Genomic DNA, 14,911 nt, shown 5'->3' on the forward strand with positions numbered 1-14,911 from the left:
TAGACGATGTCGCCGCAACCCGTTTTGTTACATGAACTGTTCGTTACCGATCATACCGATCTTGGTCACGCCCAGACGCTGCGCGGCAGCCATCACGCCTGCAACCGTCTTGTACGGTGCCAGCTTGTTGGGGCGCAGGTGCACCTCAGGCTGTTCAGGCTGAGCGGCATATTCACGCAGCTTGGCCTCAAGCGTAGCGCGATCCGTGACGATGCCATCCACATAGATGGTTTCGTCGAAATCGATATCAATGCGATGCACAATAGGCTCGGTTGTCTGCGGCGGGGGATTACCCGCAGGCATATCAAGCTTCACTGCGTGCAGTTGCACCGGGATAGTAATGATCAGCATGATCAGCAGCACGAGCATCACGTCGATCAACGGCGTGGTGTTCATGTCCACCATGACTTCCGGATCACCGGAATCACTACCTGAGCCTACATTCATGCCCATGGCTTATCCTTCGCAATTATTTCAACTTAGCCGCGCGGCGGAGGCTCGGTGATAAAACCGACCTTGACGATACCGGCACGCTGGCAAGCCACGATTACCCTACCCACGAACTCGTAACGGGCGGTCTGGTCACCACGAATCTGGACTTCAGGCTGAGGCACCTTCACCGCCTCTTCCTTCAGCTTGGTCACCAGCGTTTCGTTATCAGGGATCAAAGCCATGTTCCAGAACACATCGCCATCCTTGTTCACGGCGATATTGATGTTTTCCGGCTTGGTTTCGTTCGCCTGGTTGGTCTCAGTAGGCAGCTTGACCGGGACGGTGTGTGTCGCGACGGGGATGGTGATCAGGAAGATGATCAACAGCACCAGCATGACATCCACGAGCGGGGTAGTGTTGATTGCCGACACTACCTCGTCATCGCCGCCGGATTCTCCGACGTTCATCCCCATGGCTTAGCCCTTTTTCGCCTGGCTGTTGCTCATCAGCACATTGTGCAGATCGGCACCGAAGGCACGCACTTGTTCCATGCCAGACTTGTTGCGGCGAACCAGCCAGTTGTAACCGAGCACGGCAGGCACGGCGACGGCCAGACCGATGGCAGTCATGATCAGCGATTCACCCACGGGGCCGGCCACCTTGTCGATGGAAGCCTGACCGGACATACCGATCTTCACCAGGGCGTGGTAGATACCCCAAACGGTACCGAACAGACCGATAAACGGTGCAGTGGAACCCACGGTAGCCAGGAAGGCCAGGCCATCCTGCAGGCGGTTCTGCACGTTCTCTATGGAACGCTGGATGGACATGGTCACCCAGGTATTGCGGTCAATCTGCTCCAGCAGGGCACCTTCGTGGTGCTCGTTGGCATTCACACCGCTCTCTGCGATGAAGCGGAAGGCGCTGCCTTCTTCCAGGGTGCCCACGCCGGCCTTGACCGAACCTGCACTCCAGAAGGACTCACGCGCTGCCTTGGCTTGGCGCATCAGCTTGAACTGCTCGAACAGCTTGGTCACCATGACATACCAGGTGCCCATGGACATGATCAGCATGATCACCAGGGTGCCCTTGGCCACCATATCACTCTGGGTCCACAGTGCCTTTAGGCCGTATGGGTTGTCAGCAGGCACGCCAGCGTCTGCTGCAGGGGGTGCAACAGGTGCTTCGGCAGCGGCATCAGCCGGGGCTGCGGCAGCGTCTGCCGGAGCAGCAGCGGCGTCAGCAGCAGGGGCGGCAGCATCAGTCGCGGCGGGCGCTGCAGGTGCAGTCGCTGCGGGCTCTTCGGCATAGGCAGCGGGAGCAACAAAAACGGTCACCGTCGGAGCGGCAACGAGGGTAAATGCCGCGAAGAGTGCGGACAGACGGTTTGCAACGGACATAATTCTTCCAGCTCCTTAGCTAGGCTGACCCGATCAAGAGTCGACACAGAAATCACCTGACAGCGAACAAGTACGCCACCAGAACAAACTTAAAAACCAAGCAACAACCGCTTAATCGTTCAACGAGAAAGGCACGTCGTAACCAAATACCTGCTCTGCGGGCACACTACACTTAAGACGACGCATCACCGACTTGACCAGATTGGCCAGCGCTGGGTGAGAGGACGACTTGATGCTAACAACAGGTGCCTCACCCGGTTTGACCGAGATACGTGCCTCAACCCTGCCCTCAGTCAACCCTTCCGCATCTGCAATCGCAGGCCACTTGTCGCTCATCTGCTCTTTCAGATCATTCACATTCGAGCAACTGCCGGACAAGGACGGAGCAGGTGCCGCAACCACTGGACCAGGCGTCGGCGGCGTAATGGACGGCGTCGGGGTGGTAGGCTGCACACTCGTCGTAGCCGTAATAGTCTGCACCGGCGTAGGCGGAGGCGTAACAGCAACCTCAGGCGGCGGAATAAACGAAGGGGGCGGAGGCGGCGCCTTGAAATCAGGCGGGGGCGGGGGCGGTGTTTCAGGCGGAGGTGGCGGCGCTACCTCCTCGATGATCTTGGTCTCAAGAGGATCCTGGATGACCTTGATGATATCCCGATGAAGGCCAATCATCAGACCGTAGGCAATACCAACGTGCAGAAGGACGACAAAGCCGATACCAGCGAGGTGCTTGGTCGGATTCCTCTGCTGCTGTGCAAAATCCATGTATCTACCCTCTAGGCCTGCCACTTGGGTAACGGCAGGGTTAAGCTAAATTAACAAGCCCAAACGGATCACGACGAGCTTGCCACTACAACCAAGCATTAACGCCCAACCCATGTGGAACTAACACCACTCTAACACCACATAGGGCGCGACGTAAATTACTCAAGCCCGCAGCAAGCCGTTATTCACCGGCCGAACCAAGCCCAGCAACAACAAGGTACCAACATCAATCCAAGACCACTCCGGCATAGCCAGCAAGTACATCCAAATCTTGATGGAACCCTAGTCAGCACTTAACACCACTTTAACACCACAAAAGAGACAACGTAAATCTGCAGTGCAACATAAATGGCAGCCTGCCAACCAACTTACCTGCGACGTTCAACCTTACAATCGCCGCAAGCTCAAACCCAAGACAATACCAAGAAAATTAGCCATCAAGAATATGGCAAAGAAGACAAGCCCGCTTTGTTGTTAAAAAGTCACAAACGCACTCAGGATCCGGCACAAGGGAAAACCCCAAAACCCGCTCCAGGCAAGGCATTCAAGGCAACCACACGCTTGCATGCGGGTAGCAAGCGATTGTCGCAATTTGATTTTGGCCTTAGCAGACCCCCGCCGTTTTACCACACCCAAAATGCAATGCACGATATTCAAAACAAAGCAAGCGATAGATAGTCGCTATTTACGCAAGTCGGCCCACGCCAGAACGCACCAAGCAGAGCCCGGCGGGGCGCATAACACGGACACGCAGAAACGACAAAGGCCACGAATGTGGCCTTTGTCGTTTTAATACTGGCGCGCCCGAAGAGATTCGAACTCCTGACCCCTTGGTTCGTAGCCAAGTACTCTATCCAGCTGAGCTACGGGCGCATTATCCTGATTCACTGAAGTGCTGCTGTTTGCTGGCGCGCCCGAAGAGATTCGAACTCCTGACCCCTTGGTTCGTAGCCAAGTACTCTATCCAGCTGAGCTACGGGCGCACTGCACAACAACAATTCAAACTTGGCGGAGAAGGAGGGATTCGAACCCTCGATACAGGTTTATGCCCGTATGCTCCCTTAGCAGGGGAGTGCCTTCGACCACTCGGCCACTTCTCCGTCTCGCTCAAGAGGGCGCCACTATAGCGGCGCCCCTAAGGCTCGTCAAGCGTTCATGGCTCCTGATCGAGAGAAAAAGCTTTGTGAAGCACCCGCACAGCCAATTCCAGGTACTTTTCGTCCAGCACTACCGAGATTTTGATCTCGGAAGTAGAGATCATCTGGATATTGATTCCCTCCTCGGCCAAGGTACGGAACATGGTGGAAGCGATGCCCACATGGGAACGCATGCCCACTCCCACCACCGATACCTTGCAGATCTTGTCGTCGCCAGAGATGGACTTGGCGCCAATATGGCCTTGCACGCCCTCCAGGATGGCCAAGGCCTTCTGGTAGTCATTACGCGGCACGGTAAACGAGAAGTCGGTATGCCCCTCTATGCCGACATTCTGGATGATCATATCGACATCGATATTGGCGTCAGCCACCGGCCCCAGTATCTGATAGGCGATGCCAGGCTTGTCGGGCACGCCGGTCACATTGATGCGCGCCTCGTCACGGTTGAATGCGATGCCCGAGATGATGGCCTTTTCCATATTGTCTTCTTCCTCGAATGTGATCAGCGTCCCCTCCCCTTCCTCCTGGAAGCTGGAGAGCACGCGCAGCTTGACCTTGTACTTACCGGCGAACTCCACCGAACGGATCTGCAGCACCTTGGAGCCCAGGCTGGCCATTTCGAGCATTTCCTCGAAAGTCACCGTCTTCAGCCTGCGAGCCTCCGGCACTACCCGTGGGTCCGTGGTATAGACGCCATCCACATCGGTATATATCTGGCACTCATCGGCCTTGAGCGCAGCAGCCAGCGCCACGCCTGTAGTGTCCGAGCCCCCTCGCCCCAGCGTGGTGATGTTGCCCTCGGCATCCACCCCCTGGAAACCCGCCACCACCACCACGCGCCCTGCCTTCAGATCAGTCCGCATGGCGGACTCATCAATGTGCTGGATACGTGCCTTGGTATGTGAACTGTCAGTCAGTATCTTGACCTGAGTGCCGGTATAACTGCGGGCATCCAGCCCGATATCCTTCAAAGCCATCGACAGCAAGCCGATAGTGACCTGCTCACCCGTGGAAATGATGACATCAAGCTCACGTGGATCGGGTTGGGCCTGGATTTCCTTGGCCAATGCAATCAGCCGATTGGTTTCGCCACTCATGGCCGACACCACTACCACGACCTCATGCCCCTGTGCCCGGTAACGGGCAACGCGGCGAGCCACACTCTTGATTCGCTCAGGCGAACCCATGGATGTGCCGCCGTACTTCTGGACGATTAGCGCCATTCCTTCCCTCAGGTATTGCGTAAAAAAGAAATCGAATCTAATGAAAGCCTTGTGTGAAGACAAGGCGGGTTTGACTACATGAATTAGAATATTTCGGACAAGCCTACAGACCGCAGGGCTATATGTCTCCCCTGATATCGCAAGCAGATACCGGTCTTGTCTAGTCAGCCTTGCCACCAGCAAGCGCTTATTCGTACCTGGTTTATTGCCATCTTCTCAAGGTTGCATAGGCCCACCCTGCGTCCCAGTATCTGGCCAGCCCCGTTCCTGAACAGGCATTGCGCCTCGAAGGAAACTGGCCGGTGATACTGTCTATCCCCCTGCTTCTGCAGGCACCCACAGCCATCAGCGAGCCGCCACGGCCTGAGTCACTGCAATCCGGGCGATACATCGCGCAACATAGGCCGTGTGGTATAAAGCCGCTTCCTTCATACTGCGCCTTTGCCCAAGCAAGCGACGCCTTCTGATGAATCGCGGTTTCTACACCATACTCGCAGCCCAGTTCCTGTCCGCACTGGCCGACAACGCCCTGTTCATCGCCGCCCTGGCCTTGCTCAAAGTGCAGGAAGCGCCCGCCTGGCATCAATCCATGCTGCTTTGGTGCTTCACCGTCTCCTATGTGGTATTGGCCCCGTTCGCAGGTTCGTTTGCCGATTCCATGCATAAAGGCCGGGCCATGATGCTATGCAATGGCATCAAGCTGTTTGGCTGCATAGGTATGCTGGTAGGCCTGCCGCCGCTGCTGGCCTATGCCATCGTCGGTTTCGGTGCCGCCGCCTACTCGCCGGCCAAGTACGGCATCATCACCGAGTACCTGCCCCATGAGAAGTTGGTGGCTGCCAATGGTTGGCTAGAGGGCGCCACCGTCAGTGCCATCATCTTTGGCACCGTGCTGGGCGGCCAACTGGCAGGCCCCAATGTCGGTGCATGGCTGGCCACGACGCCGCTGTCCTTCCTGTCTGCGCCCGTATTCGCCATAGTCGTGCTCTGCCTTATCTATCTGGCAGCTGGCTGGGTGAATATGTATATCCCAAAGCTCAATGTCGAACTCAAGCCCATACACTTTGATCCGAGCTACCTGATCCGGGAGTTCTGGGATTGTGTCGTCAAGCTCTGGCGCGATCCGCAGGGCCAGCTCTCGCTGGGTGTAACCACCCTGTTCTGGGGTGCTGGTGCCACCATGCGGCTGGTCGTCATCAACTGGGCCATCCTGTGGCTGGGCTTCAGCCTGGAGCAAGCCACACTGATGATCGCTGTCGTTGCCGTGGGCACTGCGCTGGGCTCTGTCATTGCCGGCAAGTTCATCCCCCTCAATCAAGCTTTCCGGGTATTGCCTGCCGGCGTCGCCATGGGCTTCATGGTCATCAGCATGTTGTTCATCTACGATGTCAAACTGGCTGCATTCCAGATGCTGGTCGTTGGCGCCCTGGCGGGCTTCTTCGTGGTCCCGCTCAATGCCATGCTGCAGCACCGAGGGCATATGCTGATGGGAGCCGGCCATTCCATCGCCGTCCAGAACTTCAATGAAAACCTGGGCATCCTGGTCATGGTTGGGGCCCACGCCATGCTGGTGAAATACTTCAGTACACCGTTAACCGACAATATGCACGGTCAGGCGCTCGCCTACTTCCAGAATCTCGGCGGCATTCCCCCCATGTACGGCATCATCATCGGCTTTGGCCTGCTACTGAGCGTCCTGATGCTGATCATCATGCACCGCTACAAGCGTGGCGTGGCTGCTGGCCTGATGCACGACTAGGAATCTTCCCATGATTACCGTAACCGACCTTGCCGTACTGGGCCGCTCCCTGGCCGTCGACACCGACCACCTGCTGACGCGCCTGCAGGACGGTGCCGCCTTGCTCATCCATCTGGCGCCACCTGCCGACTACCCCTATGAATCGCACAAGGTCGAGGAGCGCATCGTCTGCATCCAGGGCAAACTCAATCTTGAGACCGAGGCCGGTACCTGCCACGCCCTGCTTGCCGGCCAAATGGCACTCATACCTCCTGGCTTGCGCCATCGTTTCGCCGCAGATAGTGATGGTGTCATCCTCACCTTGTTCGGCGGCGCCTAAACCATCCCTGCCGCACGCGACTCCTGCAACAAAAACGCCGCATTAAATGCGGCGTCTTTATTGGTGGTCAACAGTGCTCCTGCTTCAGCCCGTATTTAGACCAGCGCCCAGTCTATGGGAGTCCTGCCCTGCGCCAGCAAATAGCGGTTGGCCGCCGAAAAATGGCCATTCCCTATGAATCCTCTATGGGCAGAGAGCGGCGAAGGGTGGGGTGAAGTCAAGACGCAGTGACGTGCGGTATCGATCAAACCCGTCTTGGCCTCAGCGTAAGCCCCCCACAGCATGAACACGATACCGGCATGCTCCCGCGACAACCGGGCCACCAGCGCGTCGGTAAACCTCTCCCAGCCGCGCTTGCGGTGCGAGCCGGCCTTCTCGGCCTCCACCGTCAGTACGCTGTTAAGCAGCAACACACCTTGGCTGGCCCAGGCCTGAAGATGGCCATGCTGAGGGGGATTGTGTCCAAGGTCCCGTGCGATTTCCTTAAAGATATTCTGCAGCGAGGGCGGTGGCCTGACGCCATGAGGCACCGAGAAACTCAGCCCATGCGCCTGGCCAGGTCCGTGATAGGGATCCTGCCCCAGGATCACCACCTTGATATCTGCCGGTGCCAAGCTCGCCAATGCCGCATAGCGTAGCTCACGGGGTGGATACACCGCCTTGCCCGCATCGGCTTCAGCCGCCAGGAAAGCATGGAGCGACTGCCAGTAGGGCTGGCTGGTCTCATCGCCCAACCATTGCGCCCATGTGGCAGGCAGTTCATTCATCATGGGAATGCTTTCGTTCAAAGATTTCACGCCTATGTCGCCGGAAAATAGTCTTGTCCAGCCAGTCCTGCAGCTCAGGTTCCAGCCGGTTGAATGTCACGGTCACACGTGCCCCATCCGCCATCGGCTCCACCGCAATGACCGTGGCAGGTAGTTGCAGCGGCTGCGGAATGCGGCTGGAAAGATAAAGGGCCAGCGTACCCGCCTCACCCAATGGCGGTGGTGCCGGCATGGACCAACTGGCTGTCTCGCCACTCAGCTGGAAGCTGCACACAGGTGGCCGTGGCACACCGCGAGCCAACAATTGCCCCAGCAGTTGCAAGGTCAGATCCACCCTGGCTTCCAGCGCTTGCCACCGCAATGCGTCCGGGCCATCCTCATCATCCAGATGTGGCGGTGCCGCCTCCATCAGTGCCAGCACGCGCAGCAGCAGCACGCCATCGCTGGCCGCCTCGGGCTCACCAGCCTGCCACGCCCCGGCAGCGCTCAGTTGTATGCATATTGTGGTCGGCATATCGTCTCCTGATGCCAATTATACGCTGCCGCACTCGCGACTCCGGCTCGCCGCATATCTTTGCGCCAGCGCAATGCCATAGCCGCAGCGGTGAGAGTAGAATCCGCCCTTCAGCAACGTCGCCTCCCGGTGACGCCGTCATCGTCGGAAGCAGTAAATGCACACCCATTCCTTCTCCCCCGCAGAACTCGACCGTTTTCATGAGCAAGGCTTCATCGTCATCAAGGGCCTGGCCGACGCCAGTTTGCGTGCCGATATCCTGGCGGCCGGCAAGGATCACCTCGGCCATGCCATCGAGCCGATAGAGTACGAAGCCGATACCCACTACCCCGGCGCACCCAGCTCGCGCGAGGCTGCCGGTGGCCGTACCGCACGTCGATTGCTGCAGGTCTACGCCCGCCACCCGGCCTTCCAGCGTTGGGCCATGAGTCCCCAGGTGGCGGAGCGGGTCAAACAACTCTTGGGCAGCCCTGCCGTTGCGCTGACACAGGCCCACCACAACAGCCTGATGACCAAGCAGCCAGCGTTCTCCAGCGTGACCCATTGGCACCGCGACATACGCTACTGGAGCTTCGAGCACAGCAATCTGGTATCCGTATGGCTGGCCCTGGGACAGGAAGTTCGGGAGAACGGCTGCCTGGGCTTTCTGCCAGGCACGCACACCATGGAGCTGGACACAGAACGCTTTGAGAATCGGGCATTCTTGCGCACCGATCTACCGGAAAACAAGACATTGATCGACAGTGCCGTGTTTCCTGAACTGGAAGCCGGCGACGTGGTGTTCTTTCATGCCATGACCTTCCATGCGGCAGGCTGGAACCGCACGGAGGCAACCAAGTATTCCCTGGTATTTGGCTACCATCGCCAGGACAACCTGCCATTGCCAGGCAGCCGCAGCGCCAGCCTGCCCTCCATCCCACTGGACTGACGCACAGCATGGCCGCGCCAGGGACTGGTGGTACAGACACTGGCGGCAGCAACCTATCTGGCCATACGGATCCTGATATCGCGCATGATGGGGGCGAAACGATCGTGAACAGGCTCTTACCCACGACCTCACTGATCAACAGTGCGTCCAGAGTCCAAGCCTAAGAGCCTGTTCAAAGTCTTTTCGCCGTGTCGCGGCCCGCTGGGCTCGCAGCCTTGCCAGATGAAGGGCAAGGCGCAAGCCGCGCAGCGGTACTGGTACCGTCAGCGGCTTGCAACGCCGCCGTTCACCGGCAAGGCTGCGAACCCATAGGGCTGATCTGGAAAACGGCCATTCGCTGCGTTGTGGCGCTCGGTAGTAACTTGTTATTGCCTGCGCACCACGCCTTGTGCCTGGCCATTTTCCAGATCAGCCCAGCGGGCCGGCGCACGGCGAAAAGACTTTGAACAGGCGCTTAGCAATTGGCTACGCCGCGTGCAGCAAGCCCCCAGGACTTTTCCGGTCTGACGTGGACGGATATCTACTGCCCCTTGCCTGCCTTGCGTTCGCGGACTATCAGTTCGTCGATAAAGGCGAACATGCGCTGCTCGTTGCCGGCCTGGTGTGGCGAGGTAACAAACTTCCCATTGATGATGAAGGTCGGTACGCCCTCGATCCGGTAGGTTTTAGTCAATTGCTTGGCGCGACCCAGCTGTGCACCGATGCCAAATGACTTGTAGTTGGTCTCGAATTGGGCGCGATTGACACCTCGCTTGGCAATCCAGTCGAACAACACCTGCTCGTCCCGCAACTCCACCTTGGCGCCATGCACCGCCTCGAATACCGCGCGATTGTGCTTGGGCAGCAGGCCCATCATGCGCAAGGTGATGAAGAGCTTGGCATGGCCTTCCATATCACTGCGGCCATCCCACAATACATGTTCACGGCGAAATACCACGTCCTTGGGTAGCGTCTTCTCCCAAGCTTCGACGGTAGGCTCCACCTTGTTGCAATGTGGGCAGCCATACCAGAAGAATTCGATCACTTCGATCTTGCCAGGGGTCTCTACCGGTTGCGGATTCGCCAGCGGCATGACGGGGTTCTCATTGCTATGATCGCCGCCTGCCAGCGTCTGAACGCCGGTAATCGCCAAACCCAGGGCAAGCAGGGCACGGCCAAACAATCGCTTGGTATTCATATAAGGTATTCCTCAAAGGTTGGGTTAGGTAAAGCAAATCAGCTTTGCTGCAACAGCATGGCCTTGCATCATGACGCTACTTTCTAGACACGGGATGCGGTGCGGCGGGCGGGAAGTTGAACCAGGCAATCGAGTGAAATCTGGTCCATATAGCGGCGTAGTTCGGCACGCAATCTTAGCCCCTGGCCTAGCTCCAGCAGCTCTAGGATCTGTCCATGATTGATACGCAGCGCCTCGGCATAACGATCCGGCTCCTTGGCCGGTGGCGCTGGATAATTCCTGGCCGATTCAATGCCATACCAGCGACGCAATCGTTCACGTAGCTGCGTCGCCTGTAAGCGCCGTAGCCGCAGTTCCGTCTGCGCAAGCGCTCGCAGGTGCTTGTCGCTCCCCTCCGCCAGAAATGCCTGAGACAGCTGAGCAGCCTGCTCAAGACGCCCAGCCAGTGTATCCAGCAGTACCTTTTCAGAATCCAGGGTCACAGGCTGGCCAACGGCGCTCACGGGTAGCGCACTCAAGGCCAACAAGGCGATCGCAAACAAAAGCAACCGCCTCATGGCAAGGCAAGCGTTGCCGATTGCGGCGTATAGCAAAGTCCTCGGGTTTCAAAGCAGCCCTGGTATCGGGTCAGCAGGGTAATCGGCCCCGTGCCGTCCCCCGCCAACTCCACCTTGATGCTAAAAGGCTTGGTATAGACCTGCGTGTCGCCGAAGGTGAGGTCGTTCTTGGTCAAGGCAGGCGGGAAATCAATCCCGCCTATGCGCCTGCCTGTCGTGTTCTTCAGCACAATCACCAGCTTATCCTTGTACAGGTAATAAGCCGGCGTCACCGCAAAGTCGACCATGACTGTCTTGATATCAACACGCCGGGCCTTTACCGAGAACGCCAACTCGGGTGGCAGTGGCTCGCTGGAAGACTTGTTAACCAGTTTCCCCAGCCAATCGTCAGAGCTGGCATAGGCTGGCAGTGAAAGGCCCAGGACAAGGCATAGCAATGGGTAAGAAAGGTATTTCAAGTTGAAGCTCCTGGCGCGGGAGTAACACCACTACGCCCTAGCCATGCACTGGCGAGCACCAATAAGACAGCACCGCCTATCACGAAAACGTCGGCCAGGTTGAAGGCAGGCCAATGCCAACCCCGCCAATGCAGATCCAGATAATCCACCACGGCGCCAATGCGGATGCGATCCAGCACATTGCCCATCGCACCGCCGATCAGCCCGATATAAGCAAGCGTTTCTATCCTGCTGCTTACCCCTCGCCATAGCCAGAACAGCAGTAAGCCACAGACGCCCAAGCCCAGGAGCGTAAAGAAGTAGCGCTGCCACCCGCCCGCTTGGGCCAGAAAAGAGAAAGCCGCGCCGGGGTTAAGCACATGCACGAGATTGAACCAAGGCGTCACTTCGACGCTGCCGTGTAGCGGCAGCCAGGCGCTCACGCCGTATTTGACAGCCTGGTCAAAGGCGATCAGCAACAGGGCCAGCAGCAGCCAGGGCAGAAAGTGTGTACGTGAGGTGTAAGCCATGTTCTTTAGCTCAAATGATCGCGCGTTGGCCCAGGCTGTTTGGCTTGATCCTCACCGGCTTGCATGATGGCGCGCAGTTCCACCGGTATCTCCATCGGTGCGAAAGGGCTGACATTGGCGCCGCCGGTATTCCCCAGCGGTAGCCGTCCGGTCAGATGACCAAAGGGGGTAAGGAACAAGCGCCAAAGCTGGCCGATGGCCTCGCGCGCATCACTACGCGCAAGGGCCACCCTAAGCATCCATACATGCACTACCCAGTGCGGCCAGAGCTGGCGCTGTCCCAGCACATGCGCGCGTTCCAGAAGCGCGAAGGCTGCTGCCGTATCACCGTCCTTCAGTCTATCCTTGGCGTTTTGCATGGCTTGCTGATAAGCCAGCGCGGCAGACGTGGTGCGGTTCATGATTGTCCCTTTACAGCAGGCCTAGCTGCAGCGGGTGTCGCGCATCGCACCCGGTCAGGTTGCGTTGCGCATGTCAGTTCATCTGCTTGCATGGTCACTCCGGACACAGCGCTACTTGCGCAACAGTCGCAGGCCGTTGCCCACAACCAGCAAGGCGGCGCCCATATCGGCAAACACAGCCATCCACATCGTGCCCAGCCCCATAAGGGTAAGCGCCAGGAATATTGCCTTGATGCCCAGCGCCAGGCTGATGTTCTGGACCAGTACAGCGTGTGTGCTGCGTGACAGCTGCACAAAGCGCGCGATCTTGCGCAGATCGTCATCCATCAAGGCTACATCGGCTGTTTCGATAGCGGTGTCGGTGCCTGCCGCGCCCATGGCAAATCCAATGTCTGCCCGTGCCAGCGCTGGCGCATCGTTGATGCCATCACCCACCATGCCGACCTTGCCCATCTGGGCAAAGGCTTCAATTGCCTTGAGCTTGTCCTCGGGGAGCTGATTGCCGCGCGCCTCATCCACGCCTACCTGCTTGGCGATCGCAGCAGCGGTATGCGGATTGTCCCCGGTAAGCATCGCTGTCCTGATACCCAGCGCATGCAATGCCTTGACTGCTTCCCGGCTGCTGTCCTTCACCGTATCTGCCACTGCAAACAAGGCCAGCACCTTCCGCTCGGTGGCGAGCAGAATGACGGTCTTGCCCGCCTCTTCCAGCGCAAACAGGCGTTGTTCCAACTCTGGCGAGCACACCCCAAGTTCTTCGATCAGTCGATGGTTACCCAGGTGGAGAAGCTCACCTGCCACCTGGCCGCGTACACCTCGCCCCAGCAAGGCGCTGAAATCTGCAACCGGCAGTATGGCCACATTCGATTGCTTACCAGCACGGGCGATGGCGTGTGAAACGGGATGATCGGATCGGACAGCCAGGCTGGTCGCCAGTTGCATGGCATCGACGGATGCATCCAGAATGACGCTATCGACCAGTTCCGGCTTGCCATGCGTGATGGTGCCGGTCTTGTCCAATGCCAGCCAATTCAGTCGGCGGCCTTCTTCCAGATACACCCCGCCTTTGACGAGAATGCCATGCCGCGCAGCGGCAGCAAGGCCGCTGACTATGGTCACTGGCGTGGAGATCACCAAGGCGCAGGGGCAGGCAATAACCAGCAGCACCAGTGCCTTGTATATCCACGCATACCAATCGCCCCCCATCAGCAAGGGGGGTAGCAAGGCGACAACCAGGGCAAGGACAAATACCAGCGGGGTATAGATCCTGGCAAAGCGATCGACGAAGCGTTGGGTAGGCGCGCGTGCGCCTTGGGCTTCCTCAATCGCATGGATGATGCGGGCCAGGGTACTGTTGCTGGCTGCGGCGGTCACGCGGTATTCGAACGAGCCCGCGATATTGATGGTGCCGGCAAAGATCGTGTCGCCTACTACTTTATCTACGGGGATGCTCTCGCCTGTAATGGGTGCCTGATTGACCGTCGAGCCCCCACTTACCAACACGCCGTCCAGACCGATACGTTCACCCGGCTTGATCCGCACCACAGCGCCCATGGGCACGGCCTTGGCCGCCACCTCAAGCCACTGACCATCGGCCTGCAGCATGGTGGCTCGCTCTGGCGCCAGTTGCATCAAGCCACGGATGGCATTGCGGGCGCGATCCAGGGACTTGGCCTCGATAAGCTCGGCAATGGTGAACAGGAACATCACCATGGCAGCCTCTGGCCACTGGCGTATCAAAACCGCACCGGTAACGGCGATGGTCATCAAAGCATTGATGTTGAGCTCGCCGTTCCTGAGGGCAATCCAGCCCTTCTTGTAGGTGCCTATGCCGCAGAGTGCAATGGCAGCCAGCGCCATCACTGCGCTCAGCCACTCCGGCCCTTGCAGCCAATGGACGATCTCCGCACCCAGGGCGAGGCCGCCGGATACAGCCAGCGGCCACCAGGGTTTCCTGGGTGCCGGTGCTGCAACAGGTGCCGCGTGTTCAGTAATCCCTTCCGCCGTCATGCCCAAGCTACGGATCGCCACCTCGATTGCGGGCAGCGCATCAGGGGTATGCACCACCGTCAGTACCCGCTGTACCAGGTTGAACTCCAGCCCTTGCACCGCAGCCATGCCGCCCAGCTTCTTGCGGATCAGCGCCTCTTCCACAGGACAATCCATCTGCGCAATGCGTAGCTGGCTGCGCACACAGCCTGCAGGAAGCATCGTGGATACCTGGCTCGGTTCCATGATGCCCACCAGCGGCGCCTTGGCACTCCCGCCACAGCAAGCCGGCGTACAGGCGCCCACTCCCTCGGTCTCCGCAATGGCTATGGCGGCCGCATCGTGATCGTGATCGTGATCGTGATCGTGATCGTGATCGTGATCGGCAGCATGATCATGGTGATGGTGATGGTGATGGTGGGCATGATTACCCTCGGCCTGCTGGATACCATGATCACAACAAGCTTTTCCGGCCGATTTTTCATACACATGGGCGGAAGACATGAGTGGGCTTTCCATATTGTGATGGCGCCATCTCACACCCTGAAGCTACTATAGA

19 protein-coding genes and 3 tRNA genes are annotated in these 14,911 nt (G+C 58.4%); 6 read left to right on the top strand and 16 right to left on the bottom strand.

Going from position 1 to position 14,911, the window contains the following annotated elements; translation table 11 throughout:
- Positions 1–27: 27 nt before the first annotated feature.
- From QWZ03_RS04190 to QWZ03_RS04205, 4 genes are all read right to left on the bottom strand, one after another.
- Positions 28–453: an ExbD/TolR family protein gene (locus QWZ03_RS04190; protein WP_284197339.1), complete on the bottom strand. Its 426-nt coding sequence runs from the start codon at positions 451–453 to the stop codon at positions 28–30.
- A 26-nt stretch (positions 454–479) separates the two neighbouring features.
- Entirely contained in the window at positions 480–899 is a 420-nt protein-coding gene (locus QWZ03_RS04195; protein WP_308447054.1) for an ExbD/TolR family protein, read from the bottom strand.
- A gap of 9 nt (positions 900–908) precedes the next feature.
- Positions 909–1,832, bottom strand: a complete 924-nt coding sequence (locus QWZ03_RS04200) for a MotA/TolQ/ExbB proton channel family protein (RefSeq protein ID WP_284197341.1) — start codon at positions 1,830–1,832, stop codon at positions 909–911.
- A 111-nt stretch (positions 1,833–1,943) separates the two neighbouring features.
- The gene (locus tag QWZ03_RS04205; RefSeq protein ID WP_284197342.1) at positions 1,944–2,594 is read right to left on the bottom strand and encodes an energy transducer TonB; all 651 of its coding nucleotides are present in this window, start codon (positions 2,592–2,594) and stop codon (positions 1,944–1,946) included.
- A 348-nt stretch (positions 2,595–2,942) separates the two neighbouring features.
- On the opposite strand from QWZ03_RS04205, the gene QWZ03_RS04210 reads away from it, so the two are divergent.
- On the top strand, positions 2,943–3,272 hold the full coding sequence (locus QWZ03_RS04210; RefSeq protein WP_290331599.1) for a hypothetical protein: 330 nt from the start codon (positions 2,943–2,945) through the stop codon (positions 3,270–3,272).
- A gap of 118 nt (positions 3,273–3,390) precedes the next feature.
- Here QWZ03_RS04210 and QWZ03_RS04215 read toward each other — a convergent pair.
- The 4 genes from QWZ03_RS04215 to QWZ03_RS04230 form a co-directional block, all read right to left on the bottom strand.
- A tRNA-Arg gene (locus QWZ03_RS04215) sits at positions 3,391–3,467 on the bottom strand.
- 33 nt (positions 3,468–3,500) lie between these two features.
- Positions 3,501–3,577 (bottom strand) — tRNA-Arg (locus QWZ03_RS04220).
- A gap of 23 nt (positions 3,578–3,600) precedes the next feature.
- Positions 3,601–3,694, bottom strand: a tRNA-Ser gene (locus QWZ03_RS04225).
- Positions 3,695–3,747: 53 nt separating this feature from the next.
- Positions 3,748–4,974 carry an aspartate kinase gene (locus QWZ03_RS04230; RefSeq protein ID WP_284197343.1) on the bottom strand — a complete coding sequence of 409 codons (1,227 nt, stop codon included), beginning with the start codon at positions 4,972–4,974 and terminating at the stop codon, positions 3,748–3,750.
- Positions 4,975–5,440: 466 nt separating this feature from the next.
- Here QWZ03_RS04230 and lplT point away from each other — a divergent pair, with 466 nt between their 5' ends.
- A complete protein-coding gene (gene lplT / locus QWZ03_RS04235; protein WP_290331601.1) occupies positions 5,441–6,733 on the top strand; it encodes a lysophospholipid transporter LplT in 1,293 nt (430 codons plus the stop codon).
- Positions 6,734–6,743: 10 nt separating this feature from the next.
- Positions 6,744–7,052 (top strand): cupin domain-containing protein, encoded by a 309-nt coding sequence (locus tag QWZ03_RS04240; RefSeq protein ID WP_290331602.1) that lies wholly within the window; start codon positions 6,744–6,746, stop codon positions 7,050–7,052.
- A 95-nt stretch (positions 7,053–7,147) separates the two neighbouring features.
- Here the strand turns inward: QWZ03_RS04240 and ung are convergent, their stop codons facing one another.
- On the bottom strand, positions 7,148–7,822 hold the full coding sequence (gene ung / locus QWZ03_RS04245; RefSeq protein WP_290331604.1) for a uracil-DNA glycosylase: 675 nt from the start codon (positions 7,820–7,822) through the stop codon (positions 7,148–7,150).
- Positions 7,812–8,333, bottom strand: a complete 522-nt coding sequence (locus QWZ03_RS04250; RefSeq protein ID WP_290331605.1) for a PilZ domain-containing protein — start codon at positions 8,331–8,333, stop codon at positions 7,812–7,814. The genes ung and QWZ03_RS04250 overlap by 11 nt, the downstream gene beginning before the upstream one ends.
- Positions 8,334–8,490: 157 nt before the next feature.
- On the opposite strand from QWZ03_RS04250, the gene QWZ03_RS04255 reads away from it, so the two are divergent.
- Positions 8,491–9,261, top strand: a complete 771-nt coding sequence (locus QWZ03_RS04255; protein WP_290331606.1) for a phytanoyl-CoA dioxygenase family protein — start codon at positions 8,491–8,493, stop codon at positions 9,259–9,261.
- 520 nt (positions 9,262–9,781) lie between these two features.
- Here the strand turns inward: QWZ03_RS04255 and QWZ03_RS04260 are convergent.
- The 6 genes from QWZ03_RS04260 to QWZ03_RS04285 all read right to left on the bottom strand — a co-directional run bounded on the left by QWZ03_RS04260 (position 9,782) and on the right by QWZ03_RS04285 (position 14,574).
- Complete coding sequence (locus QWZ03_RS04260; protein WP_290331607.1) at positions 9,782–10,438, bottom strand: thiol:disulfide interchange protein DsbA/DsbL; 657 nt, start codon at positions 10,436–10,438, stop codon at positions 9,782–9,784.
- Positions 10,439–10,521: 83 nt separating this feature from the next.
- Positions 10,522–10,980 (bottom strand): hypothetical protein, encoded by a 459-nt coding sequence (locus QWZ03_RS04265; RefSeq protein ID WP_290331608.1) that lies wholly within the window; start codon positions 10,978–10,980, stop codon positions 10,522–10,524.
- Between the two features lie 11 nt (positions 10,981–10,991).
- Positions 10,992–11,453 (bottom strand): protein-disulfide reductase DsbD N-terminal domain-containing protein, encoded by a 462-nt coding sequence (locus QWZ03_RS04270; protein WP_290331609.1) that lies wholly within the window; start codon positions 11,451–11,453, stop codon positions 10,992–10,994.
- Positions 11,450–11,911 (bottom strand): signal peptidase II, encoded by a 462-nt coding sequence (gene lspA / locus QWZ03_RS04275; RefSeq protein WP_441302633.1) that lies wholly within the window; start codon positions 11,909–11,911, stop codon positions 11,450–11,452. The genes QWZ03_RS04270 and lspA overlap by 4 nt, the downstream gene beginning before the upstream one ends.
- 56 nt (positions 11,912–11,967) lie before the next feature.
- On the bottom strand, positions 11,968–12,363 hold the full coding sequence (locus tag QWZ03_RS04280; RefSeq protein WP_290331611.1) for a DUF3703 domain-containing protein: 396 nt from the start codon (positions 12,361–12,363) through the stop codon (positions 11,968–11,970).
- Between the two features lie 111 nt (positions 12,364–12,474).
- Positions 12,475–14,574: a heavy metal translocating P-type ATPase gene (locus tag QWZ03_RS04285; protein ID WP_290331612.1), complete on the bottom strand. Its 2,100-nt coding sequence runs from the start codon at positions 14,572–14,574 to the stop codon at positions 12,475–12,477.
- A gap of 1 nt (position 14,575) precedes the next feature.
- Between QWZ03_RS04285 and QWZ03_RS21045 the strand changes: the two genes are divergently transcribed.
- Both QWZ03_RS21045 and QWZ03_RS21050 read left to right on the top strand, forming a co-directional pair.
- Entirely contained in the window at positions 14,576–14,698 is a 123-nt protein-coding gene (locus QWZ03_RS21045; RefSeq protein WP_290331613.1) for a hypothetical protein, read from the top strand.
- Positions 14,695–14,910 carry a hypothetical protein gene (locus QWZ03_RS21050; RefSeq protein WP_290331614.1) on the top strand — a complete coding sequence of 72 codons (216 nt, stop codon included), beginning with the start codon at positions 14,695–14,697 and terminating at the stop codon, positions 14,908–14,910. The genes QWZ03_RS21045 and QWZ03_RS21050 overlap by 4 nt, the downstream gene beginning before the upstream one ends.
- Position 14,911 lies beyond the last annotated feature (1 nt).

It is taken from the genome of Chitinimonas viridis, assembly GCF_030409555.1.
GTDB lineage: Bacteria > Pseudomonadota > Gammaproteobacteria > Burkholderiales > Chitinimonadaceae > Chitinimonas > Chitinimonas viridis.

What these genes read in the sequence shown, in the direction of transcription:
- QWZ03_RS04250 (WP_290331605.1), bottom strand. Translation starts at nt 8,333, where the DNA reads ATGCCGACCACAATATGCATACAACTGAGCGCTGCCGGGGCGTGGCAG.
- lplT (WP_290331601.1), top strand. Translation starts at nt 5,441, where the DNA reads ATGAATCGCGGTTTCTACACCATACTCGCAGCCCAGTTCCTGTCCGCA.
- QWZ03_RS04255 (WP_290331606.1), top strand. Translation starts at nt 8,491, where the DNA reads ATGCACACCCATTCCTTCTCCCCCGCAGAACTCGACCGTTTTCATGAG.
- QWZ03_RS04200 (WP_284197341.1), bottom strand. Translation starts at nt 1,832, where the DNA reads ATGTCCGTTGCAAACCGTCTGTCCGCACTCTTCGCGGCATTTACCCTC.
- QWZ03_RS04195 (WP_308447054.1), bottom strand. Translation starts at nt 899, where the DNA reads ATGAACGTCGGAGAATCCGGCGGCGATGACGAGGTAGTGTCGGCAATC.
- QWZ03_RS04260 (WP_290331607.1), bottom strand. Translation starts at nt 10,438, where the DNA reads ATGAATACCAAGCGATTGTTTGGCCGTGCCCTGCTTGCCCTGGGTTTG.
- QWZ03_RS04190 (WP_284197339.1), bottom strand. Translation starts at nt 453, where the DNA reads ATGGGCATGAATGTAGGCTCAGGTAGTGATTCCGGTGATCCGGAAGTC.
- QWZ03_RS04230 (WP_284197343.1), bottom strand. Translation starts at nt 4,974, where the DNA reads ATGGCGCTAATCGTCCAGAAGTACGGCGGCACATCCATGGGTTCGCCT.
- QWZ03_RS04280 (WP_290331611.1), bottom strand. Translation starts at nt 12,363, where the DNA reads ATGAACCGCACCACGTCTGCCGCGCTGGCTTATCAGCAAGCCATGCAA.
- QWZ03_RS04205 (WP_284197342.1), bottom strand. Translation starts at nt 2,594, where the DNA reads ATGGATTTTGCACAGCAGCAGAGGAATCCGACCAAGCACCTCGCTGGT.
- QWZ03_RS04210 (WP_290331599.1), top strand. Translation starts at nt 2,943, where the DNA reads ATGGCAGCCTGCCAACCAACTTACCTGCGACGTTCAACCTTACAATCG.
- ung (WP_290331604.1), bottom strand. Translation starts at nt 7,822, where the DNA reads ATGATGAATGAACTGCCTGCCACATGGGCGCAATGGTTGGGCGATGAG.
- QWZ03_RS04285 (WP_290331612.1), bottom strand. Translation starts at nt 14,574, where the DNA reads ATGCTTCCTGCAGGCTGTGTGCGCAGCCAGCTACGCATTGCGCAGATG.
- QWZ03_RS04240 (WP_290331602.1), top strand. Translation starts at nt 6,744, where the DNA reads ATGATTACCGTAACCGACCTTGCCGTACTGGGCCGCTCCCTGGCCGTC.